Source organism: Enterococcus sp. AZ149 (genome assembly GCF_051714285.1).
GTDB classification, from domain to species: Bacteria; Bacillota; Bacilli; order Lactobacillales; family Enterococcaceae; genus Enterococcus_D; species Enterococcus_D entomosocium.
The window spans coordinates 3144138-3156325 of the sequence record NZ_JBIORO010000001.1 but is presented as its reverse complement, the minus strand read 5'-3'; the positions used below and the strand labels follow the sequence as shown (position 1 = coordinate 3156325).

At 44.6% G+C, this 12188-nt stretch carries 15 protein-coding genes; all 15 read left to right on the top strand.

What is annotated here, in order from left to right; all coding sequences use genetic code 11:
• Positions 1-15 precede the first annotated feature (15 nt).
• The 15 genes from IGI94_RS14575 to IGI94_RS14505 all read left to right on the top strand — a co-directional run bounded on the left by IGI94_RS14575 (position 16) and on the right by IGI94_RS14505 (position 12146).
• Complete coding sequence (locus tag IGI94_RS14575; protein ID WP_005233404.1) at positions 16-495, top strand: hypothetical protein; 480 nt, start codon at positions 16-18, stop codon at positions 493-495.
• Positions 496-579: 84 nt separating this feature from the next.
• Entirely contained in the window at positions 580-1314 is a 735-nt protein-coding gene (locus IGI94_RS14570; RefSeq protein WP_438899916.1) for an ABC transporter ATP-binding protein, read from the top strand.
• Complete coding sequence (locus IGI94_RS14565) at positions 1311-2522, top strand: ABC transporter permease (RefSeq protein WP_438899915.1); 1212 nt, start codon at positions 1311-1313, stop codon at positions 2520-2522. Before IGI94_RS14570 ends, IGI94_RS14565 begins: the two co-directional genes overlap by 4 nt.
• A gap of 104 nt (positions 2523-2626) precedes the next feature.
• Positions 2627-3406, top strand: coding sequence for a phosphotransferase family protein (locus IGI94_RS14560; RefSeq protein WP_005233409.1), 780 nt, complete (start codon positions 2627-2629; stop codon positions 3404-3406).
• 57 nt (positions 3407-3463) lie between these two features.
• A complete protein-coding gene (trmB, locus tag IGI94_RS14555) occupies positions 3464-4120 on the top strand; it encodes a tRNA (guanosine(46)-N7)-methyltransferase TrmB (RefSeq protein WP_005233410.1) in 657 nt (218 codons plus the stop codon).
• Between the two features lie 88 nt (positions 4121-4208).
• The gene (comGA, locus tag IGI94_RS14550; protein WP_438899914.1) at positions 4209-5171 is read left to right on the top strand and encodes a competence type IV pilus ATPase ComGA; all 963 of its coding nucleotides are present in this window, start codon (positions 4209-4211) and stop codon (positions 5169-5171) included.
• A complete protein-coding gene (comGB, locus tag IGI94_RS14545; RefSeq protein WP_016612983.1) occupies positions 5125-6153 on the top strand; it encodes a competence type IV pilus assembly protein ComGB in 1029 nt (342 codons plus the stop codon). The genes comGA and comGB overlap by 47 nt, the downstream gene beginning before the upstream one ends.
• Entirely contained in the window at positions 6150-6455 is a 306-nt protein-coding gene (comGC, locus tag IGI94_RS14540; protein WP_005233413.1) for a competence type IV pilus major pilin ComGC, read from the top strand. The genes comGB and comGC overlap by 4 nt, the downstream gene beginning before the upstream one ends.
• Positions 6439-6903 carry a competence type IV pilus minor pilin ComGD gene (comGD, locus tag IGI94_RS14535; protein ID WP_005233414.1) on the top strand — a complete coding sequence of 155 codons (465 nt, stop codon included), beginning with the start codon at positions 6439-6441 and terminating at the stop codon, positions 6901-6903. The genes comGC and comGD overlap by 17 nt, the downstream gene beginning before the upstream one ends.
• Positions 6884-7198: a hypothetical protein gene (locus tag IGI94_RS14530; RefSeq protein ID WP_438899913.1), complete on the top strand. Its 315-nt coding sequence runs from the start codon at positions 6884-6886 to the stop codon at positions 7196-7198. Before comGD ends, IGI94_RS14530 begins: the two co-directional genes overlap by 20 nt.
• Complete coding sequence (gene comGF, locus IGI94_RS14525) at positions 7188-7613, top strand: competence type IV pilus minor pilin ComGF (RefSeq protein WP_005233416.1); 426 nt, start codon at positions 7188-7190, stop codon at positions 7611-7613. Before IGI94_RS14530 ends, comGF begins: the two co-directional genes overlap by 11 nt.
• The gene (gene comGG / locus IGI94_RS14520; RefSeq protein ID WP_008382038.1) at positions 7576-7947 is read left to right on the top strand and encodes a competence type IV pilus minor pilin ComGG; all 372 of its coding nucleotides are present in this window, start codon (positions 7576-7578) and stop codon (positions 7945-7947) included. The genes comGF and comGG overlap by 38 nt, the downstream gene beginning before the upstream one ends.
• A gap of 167 nt (positions 7948-8114) precedes the next feature.
• Positions 8115-9119: a class I SAM-dependent methyltransferase gene (locus tag IGI94_RS14515; protein WP_008382040.1), complete on the top strand. Its 1005-nt coding sequence runs from the start codon at positions 8115-8117 to the stop codon at positions 9117-9119.
• A 24-nt stretch (positions 9120-9143) separates the two neighbouring features.
• Positions 9144-10328, top strand: coding sequence for an acetate/propionate family kinase (locus IGI94_RS14510; RefSeq protein WP_005233419.1), 1185 nt, complete (start codon positions 9144-9146; stop codon positions 10326-10328).
• 357 nt (positions 10329-10685) lie between these two features.
• Positions 10686-12146 (top strand): peptide MFS transporter, encoded by a 1461-nt coding sequence (locus tag IGI94_RS14505; RefSeq protein ID WP_005227746.1) that lies wholly within the window; start codon positions 10686-10688, stop codon positions 12144-12146.
• Positions 12147-12188 lie beyond the last annotated feature (42 nt).

Below are 12188 nucleotides of genomic sequence, written 5' to 3'. Positions count from 1 at the left end.
GGAAAGAAGGAACCTATGAAACCGATCATTAAAGAAACCTTACAGAAAAAAACAACGACTTCAGCGAAGCTTCGATACTTAGCCTATGCCTATAAAGAGTGGTTGATCGCGATCACGCTGTTTGTGGTGTTTGCTGGTTCAATCACTTATTCTCTGACACGTCCGCAAGAAGAAGTAGTCAATGCCGCCATTGTCACTGAAACAGCAATGGACCCTGCGGTGCAAAGTGAATTGGAAGCAGCCGTTGAAGCATGGGCAATAGACCAAGGGTATCAAAAAGAAGAGCTGCGGATCAGCCTGGTTTCTTATGCCGAACCAGCCGCTGTCCAAGCCTTTACCACCCGTCTTGCCGCTGGTGCCATCCAAATGGTCGTCTTTCCAGCCAGCGAAGCACAAACGTGGCAAGAGCGCTTTGGCAGCCAAGAACTAGCGCAAGAAATCATTACAGTGGGAGAAAATGAATTTATCCTGCAAGTCACGAATAAAGAAAAATAAACAACTGTTTTGCCAGCTGACTGAATTGAACAAAAAGAGCCTACGTTGACAAAGAGCCATAATCAGGCGAATCGGAGGGAAAAAATGACTTTACAAGTAGCAAACGTGACAGGCGGCTATAATCAGCTGCCAGTCTTAAAAAATATTGATTTTACGATCGGCGATGGGGAGCTCGTTGGCTTGATCGGCTTGAACGGGGCAGGGAAGAGTACGACGATCAAAGAAATCATCGGTTTACTGCAACCTCATAGCGGCACCATCACGATCGACGGCTTGACCCTTAAAGAAAACCCAGAGCAATACCGCAAACAAATCGGGTATATCCCCGAAACCCCTTCTTTATATGAAGAATTGACCTTAAGAGAGCACATTGAAGTGACGGCGATGGCCTACGATCTTCCACAAGAAGAAGCCATGAAGCGAGCAGAACGCCTGCTAAAAACCTTTCGCTTAGAAAACAAACTCGATTGGTTCCCGGCAAACTTTTCAAAAGGGATGAAACAAAAAGTCATGGTACTGTGTGCCTTTTTGATTGAGCCGAGTGTCTACATCATTGATGAACCCTTTCTAGGATTAGATCCTTTAGCGATCAATGCGTTATTGGAACTGATGAATGAGATGAAACAAACCGGGGCATCTATTTTGATGTCCACCCACATTTTAGCAACCGCAGAGAAGTATTGTGACAAATTCATCCTATTGCATAACGGTGAGATCCGCGCACAAGGGACATTGGCGGAACTAAGAAGCCAATTTCAAGTACCAGAAGCCTCCCTTGATGATCTGTACCTCGCACTGACAAAGGAGAGTCAAGCATGAAGCAGTTTTTCTCGCAACGCTTACAGCGGCATCAAAAACAGATGACACGCTATTTGCGCTATGTCTTCAATGATCATTTTGCTTTGATCAGCACCTTCTTAGTCGGAGGTCTGGGGCTCTACTATTCTGAATTGCTAAAAACATTGCCGCGGCCGTTTCCATTAGGCGGCGTCATCGTGGTCGCTGTTTGGCTCTTTGTTTTACCGCTGGGACGCTTAGTGACACTGACGAAACCGGCAGATTTGATTTTTCTGTTAGCCAAAGAAGGGCAAATGACAAGTTATCTCAGCCAAGCGTTACGTTATTCCCTCTGGCTGCCCTTTGGGGTTTTATTTTTAGCCGTAGGGGCAACGATGCCTTTGGTCGTGGTCACAGCAAACAGCACCTTTGCCTCATTCCCATACTTTTTAGGGATGATGTGGCTCTTAAAACTGGGGGATCTTTCACTACAACGGATTCGTTTGTATCAAGAAACTCAGCAGCAAGTCAAACAGCAGCGAGGCATCTGGTTCGCAAGTGCGTTAGCTGCCACACTTGCCAGTATTTATGTAGCACCTTGGCTAGGATTGGGGATCAGCATCTTCCAAGCAATCTGGTTCCTCTTTGGACTGAAAGCCAATAGCCAGCTTTTGGATTGGGACTATATGATCCAAGCCGAACAGTCGCGCTTAATGCGTATCTATCGGTTTATCAACTTATTTACAGATGTTCCCCAAATCGCGACGGAAGCCAAACGGCGCAAATACCTCGACTGGCTGCTGGCAAAGATCAAACCAGTGCACAGCAATACGTACCTCTATCTTTACTTGCGCCGAGTGATCCGTGGGGGGCAATATGGCGGGCTTTATGTCCGTTTGACTTTGATTGGTGGGTTCGTCTTATTCTTTGTCGATGAGCTTTGGATCAGTCTGCTGATCGGCTGCTTGTTTCTTTATCTGATCGGTTTCCAACTGATTCCTTTGATCAATGAGTTTCAATACATGGTTTTGACACATCTGTATCCCGTGCCAGAAAAACAAAAAGCCGCAGCGATCAAAAAAATTCTTGGGGCACTCTTACTGGTGACCGCAGTTCTTTTCGGTGTGATCTGTTGCTTGCGCTTGCCTTTTGTTTGGCAAGGCGGTATCGCGTTTCTTGGCTTCTTAGGGTTTGCGGGTCTTTTTTTAGGCATCTACTTGCCAGGGCGATTAAAGAAAATGCACGCCTGATCCACAAGTGGCCTCTCTTACAAAAAGCGAACGCATATGCGCTTGACGGCGACCCATTAGGAAGCTAGAATAAGAGGTACTGCGAAATAAGGAGAGAAGCTAGGATGGATATTCGCTTGGATCAAGATTGGCGTATGCGGCCAATCAAAGGCGACACCGGGAAAGCCTATATCGGGCTCAAGGACAACGACAAAGTCTTTATCAAACGAAATACGACCCCGATGCTTGCGGCACTCTCTAAAGAGGGCATTGCACCCAAACTCGTCTGGACGAAACGGACGGGAAATGGGGATACGCTCTCCGCACAAGAATGGCTGGATGGACGGGTCTTAGATCCCGATGAAATCGGCCAAAGAAATGATGTCATTGATGTGTTGTATCACTTGCATCATTCAAAAACGTTGGCACAGATGCTAAGCAAAATCGGCGGACAAGTCAGATCGCCTGAACAGATGCTGATGGATTATCAGGATCAGCTGCCTTCTGCGGTCGCCCAAAACCGTTTTATTCATTTGGTCACCGAGTATTTAAAAACCAATATTCCAGCTTTTGACGAGCAGAAAGCCGCGGTCGTCCATGGCGATGTCAATTATCGAAATTGGCTAGTTTGTCAAAACTATTTGTATTTAGTCGATTGGGATTCCGTGATGTTTGCAGATCCGGCAATCGATATCGGCACTATTTTAGGTCACTATGTGCCATTATCTGGCTGGTCTCATTGGCTCGTGCGCTATGGTATCCACAGCAGCAGCGAAGTGATCGAAAAGATTTATTGGTACGCATTGTTGAGTATGCTGCAAGAGGTCAAAAAATATTATCTGCGAGGCGATTACAAAGCCATGAATGCAGAGATTTTACAATTAAAACGAATTTATAGCGAATGAAGAGAAGATGGAGCGAGGCAATTTGGTTCCATCTTGTTTTTTCGGAAAGGAAGAAACATGAGAGTAAGAAAACGTGCAGGTGCAAAAGAGCTGATTGACGCTCATCCAGAATACGTCGTTGCAGAGCCTACTGAATGGAAAGGGCGTTGGCATGAACGCTTTGGCAATGATCACCCGCTGCATATCGAAATTGGAATGGGAAAAGGCCAATTTATTACGGAAATGGCGAAAGCTCATCCCGAGATCAATTATATTGGTGTGGAAATGCAGATTAGTGTCGTTTCGATCGCATTAGATAAAATGATCGAGCAGGAGATCCCGAACTTGCAACTGCTGCATGTCGATGGTTCCGCATTGACCAACTATTTTGCAGACAATGAAGTAGACCAGATCTATTTGAATTTTTCTGATCCATGGCCTAAGAAGAAGCATGAGAAGCGCCGTTTGACTTCCAAAGCCTTTTTAGCAGTCGACGAGCAGATTTTACGTCCCAACGGCGAGATCCATTTCAAAACGGATAACCAAGGATTGTTTGAGTATTCCTTAGCGAGCTTTTCTCAATACGGCATGATTATCAAACAAGTTTGGTTGGACTTGCATAACAGTTCCTTTGAGAACAATATCATGACTGAATATGAAGAAAAATTCTCAAGCCGCGGGCAGCGGATCTATCGGGTGGAAGCCCAATTTGTGGCAAAAGAACCACAGAAATAAACGAATGATGAAAGATGAAGCAAATTTGCTTCATCTTTTTTTTCTATTCTCAAAGCGTTTGCGTATTTCTTTTTAGGAGGGATAAGTCGTGGATATTCGAGCATTCTCAGACGAGTTGATTCTTTATGGAAGACAAGAACGCATGCAGGATCTGGCCATTTTGCCTAGCGGTACACAGATGGAGGTGATTTTCAGTAAAAGCTATCTCAGAAAGACCTATCAAGTACTGACCAACGAAGAAGCTCAGCAGCTGATCACCCGCTTCAAATTTTTAGGAGGAATGGAGGTGGGAGAACGGCGCAAAGCTCAGTTAGGCGCAGTCAGCTATCTGTTAGGCGATCAGCTACAGCGGTTGCGCGTCTCAACGGTGGGTGATTATCAAGGGCGTGAAAGTCTCGTGATGCGGTTTCTTTATCCTTTGAACAAGGAGCATCTGCGCTATTTTTTTGCAGAAGACGTCCAGCAGATCCAACAGACAACCAAACAAAGAGGCCTATATTTATTTTCTGGTCCCACTGGCTCAGGAAAATCGACCCTCATGTATCAATTAGCACGGGCAACCAAGGGACAAGTCATTACCATCGAAGATCCTGTGGAGATTGAAGAGCCGCATTTTTTGCAGCTGCAGACCAATTTGAAAATCGGACAAGACTATGATGAATTGATTCGCTTGTCTTTACGGCATCGTCCGGACCTGCTTTTGATTGGCGAGATCCGTAACAAAGAGACGGCGCAAGCCGCTGTACGAGCCGCTCTGACAGGTCATCGAGTATTTGCCACGATCCATGCACGAGGCGTAGCAGAAACCAAGACACGGCTGCTGGGATTGCTAGGGGCAGACGATCTTCTGGCGCACGCGTTGCAAGGGATCGTTTATCAGCGATTGTTGCCGAATGAAGTCAACGAACCCCATGGATTGCTGGCGTATCACTTTTATGAGGGGCAAGTGGAAAAACAGTGGCAGCACGTATTAAAACGAGTGAAAGAAAGTGGGTGGATCACCGATGAAGTTTATGAAAAAGAAGCCCCAGCTACCACGCCGTGCAACTGAAGCCCTCTTGGTCACCTTCACGGTGTTATTGGAGAGTGGCTTTTCCCTACAAGAAAGCCTCCAAGTGTTGCTGCGCAGTCGCCAGTTTTCTGAACCTGTGATCGAACAGCTGATTGCCCATCTTGCCCAAGGGCAAAGCTTGGCAGCAGCAGTAGCGCCGTTGTCTTTATCGGCTACCGAAAAAAATCAGCTTTATTTAGCAGAAAGTCATGGGAATCTCACGACGACCTTGCGGCGGATGGTCGACTACCACAAATTGGTCAACAAGCAAAAACAGCTGCTGTACAAAGTAGCGGCCTATCCGCTTTTGCTACTGGTCTTTTTAGTGGCGGCTCTCTTTGGCATGCATCGCTTTTTAATGCCTCAATTGTTAGCCTCTGGCATGATCGACGAAGGTCATTGGGGCATTCGCGCCATCACTTGGGCACCAGCAGTACTTATCCTCTTCTTGTTGGTAAGTGTGCTGCTTTTTGTGATCAGCCGCTGGGTATTTGCCCGCCGCACTGCCTTGCAAAAAGCTGTATTCTTCAGCCACCTGCCATTGTTCGGAGCATTGTACACGAGTTATCACACGAGTTTTTTCGCATTGGAATGGGGCAAGTTGTTTCAGCAAGGGTTAGATATCCAACAGATCATTGAGTGTATGGAGCACACCAATAAAGCTACCTTGATCCAAGAATTAGCGCGAGAGTTGCGAGTGACCTTGACACTTGGCGGAGAACTCCCAGAAAAACTTCGTCATTTCTCGTTTCTCACACCAGAATTTTCTTTGATCGTCTTTCAAGGAGAAGTACGGGGAAAGTTAGGAGAAGAGCTTTTTTTATACAGTCAATTATTGATGGATCGCTTGTTTCAACGAATCGAAAAAGCTATTCACTGGGTTCAGCCTCTGATTTTTTTGTTGGTTGCTTTAATGATCGTTGGGATCTATGCCGCTATGTTTTTACCAATCTATGGAAATATCCAAGGAGTGATCGAATGATAGAAAAGAAAGTCGCATCTTCTCGCAAGCAGGGGATTTGGCGTGTCAAAAAAGGCTTTACATTGGTTGAAATGTTGGTTGTTTTATTAGTGATCAGTATTTTGGTTTTGTTGTTTGTCCCAAATCTTGCCAAGCAAAGAGGAATCATTGATGAGAAAGGAAATGCGGCCATCGTGAAAGTGGTGGAAACCCAGATCGAACTCTTTCGTCTGAATGAAAATCGGGAGCCCTCGAGAGAAGAATTGATCGCTGAAGGGTATGTATCTGAGGAGCAATATGCGATTTATGAGCAAGGGGACTAAGGGCTGTCGACGTTGCTCTTTTGCTGGTTTTACTTTAATAGAAAGCCTTTTGGTCCTCATGGTCAGTAGTATGTTTCTCTTTTTTCCCGTCGTGGCCATCGAGTACTATCAACGATCTGCTGAAGTCTTAGGCTTTTGTGCACGCTTAGAAAAAGGCCTCTATACCATACAGCAATCGGCCATCATCGATAACACACAAACCCGAGCCGTTTATCAAGCAGCGCCAACGCCAACTGTTTCATTTTATGGCGCTGCAACTGAGCCGGTCACCAAGATCGAAGTCCCTCCTCAACTAGCGATGCAGGCGTTTCCCGATATTCTTTTTAGTAGTCAGTCCGGCAACAATAGCAGTCTGCGAAGGATCGTTTTCTATTGGCAGGAGAAAAAGCAAACCATCAGCTATAAGTTTTTATTTGGGAGCGGACGCTATGAAAAAATCGTTGAATAGCGGGTTCATCTTAGCAGAAAGCCTGATTGGCTTTGGGGTGTTGGCAACCTGTGTGTTATTGTTTTTAGCGATGCAGACCGCTTCACTGACGCAAAGTGCGGCATTGCAGGAAAAAGCCCAAATGCTGCGGGTGCTGTATGAAGAAGTCCAGAACCACTCCTTTGATGCGTCAACCATTACCTACACGACGAAGCGTCAGACGGTCTATCAAGTTCGCTTTTGGCAAGCAGCGCAGCATCAACAGGCACGCATCCAAAGTGGCGAACAGCTCTGGGAGATTGTGTATGAAGAGTAAAGGCTTTACTTTGTTGGAGTGTCTGTTGTCTTTATGGGTATTGGCGATCTGCTTATTGATGATCAGCGGGATCGTCAAGCACCTCGCACCGGTCAATCAGCAGATCATGGCTCGCAAAGATCAAGAATGGCATGTTTTTTTGTTTCAGTTGGAACGGGAATTAAGTACCTGTGTCTATCTATCAGTCAGCGAGAACACGCTATATTTGCGAAGCAGTCAAAACAATTCGGTAACGATCGATCGCATCAACCGCGTGTTGCGGAAACGGGACAACAATGGCTATCAACCGTTGTTGACAGAAGTGGCAGATGTGTCTTTTGAGAAAATTGGCGCAGCGATCCGCTTTACCGTTTCCTTTGAGAATGGAGACCAGAAAATTGGACAATGGAAAATACACTCACAAGAGGCGGCATAAAGGCGGTATTTTACTCACAGCATTGTTGTTTGTGCAGCTGTTGAGCTTGATGTTATTGCTGGTGTTAGAAAACAGCCGCACAACAGCCCTTTTTTATACAAAAACCATTGAAACCTATGAAGCCCGTATTATGAGTGAACTTTTCCATGCGGAATTCTTGCAAAACGAGTTGGAAGATCGAGGGACACGGTTTTATAATGTAGGAAAGTTGACTTATGAACGGCAAGGACAGAGCTTACAGATCGAATGCTATGTCAAAAGTCGGCGATTTACTTTTACCTTTTTGTTGCCTGAAGAGCAGCCTGAAATAGACACAGATGACCAAGAAGAATAGTACAGGAAAAGGATGGTTGTTTCGACCATCCTTTTTCATACAGAAATAGAAAAAGAATGTTTACAGCTTCACAAATTATTCTAAACGAAAGCGATTGATTATTTTGGATGAATCGGCTAAAATTAAACAGGTATATATGTTGTTATAGTTTTGAAAAGAGGTGCAAGATGTCCGCAGAAAAAATGGAAACGTCTTTTCATTTGACCGTTGAAGCGATCCAACTGCTTCAAAACGCATTGGAAACGTCTTTTTTTGATGCTTACGTAGAGACGATCGAAAATTTTGTTGATCAATACCAAGTTCGCGTGATCGATGGGGTACCAGATGAAGCAACTGCTGCTCGTTTAGAAACCATCTATCAAGAAATTCGAGCAATGGAACTATCGGCAGAAGAAAAACGCAAGCTTGCGCAGTTGGTTTTGTTGAAAGGCAGCCAAACGGAGCGCCTACAGGCCAATCACCAACTGACACCAGATAGTCTTGGGTTTTTATTCGTCTATTTGATCGAGCAGTTGAGTAGTGCCGACCAACCAGTGAAACTTCTTGATTTATCGGTAGGCATGGGGAATCTCTTATTGACAGTCTTGCTGAATCTGCAATTAGCGAAGCGTCCAGTAGAAGGAACCGGTGTGGATATTGACGAAACCTTGTTGGCGATCGCAGCTGCGACTGGCGAATGGACCAAAGCGCCCTTGCATTTGTTCCATCAAGATGGCTTGCAAGAGCTTTTGATCGAACCGATGGATCTGGCGATCAGCGATCTACCGGTGGGCTATTACCCACAAGATGACAAAGCCCGCAGCTTCATTACGGCGGCTCCAGAAGGGCACAGTTACGCCCATCATTTGTTGATGGAACAAGCGATGAACTATGTCAAAGCTGGCGGTTACGGTTTGTTCTTAGTACCAAGCAACTTCTTGGAAACGGAACAGAGTGAATTTTTGAAAAAATGGCTGAAAGAAAAGGTTTATTTGCAAGGAATGATTCAGCTTCCTGAAGAACTCTTTAAAAATGAACATTCACGTAAAAGTATTTTGCTTTTACAAAACCATGGAGGGACAAGCAAACAAGCAGACGAAGTCTTGCTGGTCAAGCTAGCCTCACTGAAAGAACCAAAGAACATCACAAAACTTTTTGAACAATTTGCGGCTTGGAAAGCAGCAAATCTGTAATATAATTCGGATAAGGAGATCATCATGTCAAAAACAATCGCAATCAATGCTGGAAGTTCAAGTTTAAAATGGCAATTATATCAAATGCCAGAGGAAACAGTTGTCGCTAAAGGAATCGTTGAACGAATCGGTTTGAAAGATTCTATCTTTACCATCAAATATGGGGAAGATCAAAAATTCGAACAAATCATCGACATCAACGATCACGAAGTAGCTGTAAAAATGTTATTGGATCAACTGATTGAATTAAACATTTTAGGTGCCTATGATGAAATCACTGGCGTCGGTCACCGCGTCGTTCACGGCGGAGAAGATTTCCCTGATTCAGTTGTGATCACAGACGAAGTGATGGAACGCATCCAAGCATTGGCTGAATTTGCGCCATTACACAACCCAGCAAACTTGATGGGGATCACTGCTTTCAAAAAAATCTTGCCAGAAATCATCAGTGTCGCTGTTTTTGATACTTCTTTCCATGCAACGATGCCAAAACACAATTACCTATACAGCTTGCCATTAGAGTACTATAACGAATTTAAAGTACGTAAATACGGCTTCCACGGTACAAGCCACCGTTATGTTTCTGAGCGTGCAGCAGAAATGTTAGGTAAACCAATCGAAGAATTAAAAATCATCACTTGCCATCTAGGGAACGGTGCGTCGATCACTGCGGTTGACGGCGGAAAATCAGTAGATACATCAATGGGCTTCACGCCATTAGCTGGTGTAACGATGGGCACACGTTCAGGTGACATCGATCCTGCTGTTTTGCCTTACTTAATGGAAAAATTAGATTTGAACATCGATGAAATGGTGGATGTTTTAAACAAAAAATCTGGTTTATTAGGCTTAACTGGTATTTCCAGCGACATGCGTGATCTAGAAGCAAACTACGACAAAGAAGAAGTCAAAGTTGCTTATGACGTCTTTACTGACCGCATCCGTAAATACATTGGTGGCTATGTAACGACCATGAACGGTGTCGATGCGATCGTCTTTACTGCTGGTATCGGTGAAAATGATGCCCACGTCCGCAGCGAAGTTATCAAAGGCATGACTTGGTTTGGTTGCGAATTAGATGCCGATCAAAATGCAAAACGCGGCGAAGAATTAGTGATCTCAACTGAAGAGTCAAAAGTCAAAGTACTTTTGATCCCAACAGATGAAGAATTAATGATCGCTCGTGATGTGGAACGTTTACGCGGCTAAGCGAAAACATTTCTTAGAATAGAAGCTGAAACACATGCAAGAGAAATGCTTGCATGTGTTTTTTTGTAGGAAAGTCCGCAAAACGGGACTAGAGAGAAAAATTGGTGAAGACCATTTTCTAATTTTTTAAACAGAAAATTTAATAATTATACATATGAAAATTGGCTCATACTGCACCTAGGTGGATGGCTTCTCATTTTGCTTTCATTTGAATTTAAATTTCCTTCCTTTTTTACAAGATGTTCTCAGGGAAATACCCTTGTAAAAGTTGCCAAATGGGAATAAACTGGCATTTGTGAATTTTCAGAAAAATTCCGCTATTTTATTTTCATTAATTTTTATAAGGGGCCATTACATATGGAAAAAGAAAAAACATTCTTAGGTCAGCCGCGAGGGCTGTCGACGTTATTCTTCACGGAAATGTGGGAACGATTCAGTTATTATGGTATGCGGGCGATTTTGGTGTACTTCATGTACGATGCAGTTGCCAACGGCGGCTTAGGGTTGCCAAAAGGAACGGCTGTGGCGATCATGTCGATTTACGGTTCCTTAGTGTATATGTCAAGTATTGTTGGCGGTTGGATCTCGGACCGTCTTTTAGGATCAAATAAATCCGTCTTTTATGGTGGGATCTTGATCATGTTAGGACACATCGTCTTGGCAACACCTTTAGGGATTCCAGCGTTGTTTGTGTCCATGATGCTGATCGTCATCGGAACCGGACTCTTGAAATCCAACGTGTCGGGGATGGTGGGGCATTTATACAGCAAAGACGATATCCGTCGGGATGCTGGTTTCTCAATTTTCTACATGGGGATCAATATCGGTGGCTTGTTAGCACCGATCATCGTCGGGATCTTAGGACAAGAGGTCAACTACCACTTAGGCTTTTCGATTGCTGCTATCGGGATGTTTATCGGTTTGGTGCAGTATTATGTGCAAGGAAAAACCACGTTGAAAAGTGTAGCGATCGCGCCAACGAATCCCTTATCGGCAGCCGAAAAGAAAACCTTCTTCCGAGCAGTCGTTCTGGTTCTTCTCGCATTGGCAGTGTTGTTTGGCGCAGCTGCTGCAACGGGCCATCTGACGGTTGATTTCTTCATCAACTTCATCAGTGTTCTAGGTATTTTCTTGCCGATCTACTACTTTACCAAAATGCTGCGTTCGAAAGATGTCACACCAGATGAAAAGAAAAAAGTGTTGGCCTACATTCCGCTGTTCTTGTCAGCGATCGTCTTTTGGTCCTTAGAAGAACAAGGCTCATCGATCTTGGCATTGTTTGCTGCTGACCGTACGCAATCAACGTTATTCGGCATCAATATTCCAGCAAGTTTGTATCAAACCTTAAATCCACTTTTTGTCGTCTTACTGACACCTGTCTTTGTCTGGTTGTGGACCAAACTAGGCTCTCGTCAGCCACGGACAGAAGTGAAGTTTGCCATCGGTTTAGTCTTAGCCGGTTTGTCCTTTCTATTGCTAATGCTGCCAAGCCTCTTGTTTGGAGTAGAAGAACGGGTCAGCCCATTATGGTTGGTATTGAGCTTCTTCATCATGATTGCAGGGGAAATGTGTCTTTCACCGGTGGGCTTGTCGGTGACGACCAAACTAGCGCCGAAAGCTTTCGAAGCACAAACCTTGGCGATTTGGTTGTTAGCAGACGCTTCTTCACAAGCCATCAATGCGCAAATCGCTCGGTTCTATACACCACAAACAGAAGGGATGTACTATGGCATCGTCGGCGGAGTAGCCGTTGTTGTCGGCATCATCTTGTATTTAGCTAGAAAACCGATCCGCAACTTGATCGGCAACATTCATTGATCAAAAAATAAAAACTTGATTTTCCGCCTATGCATGGATTGA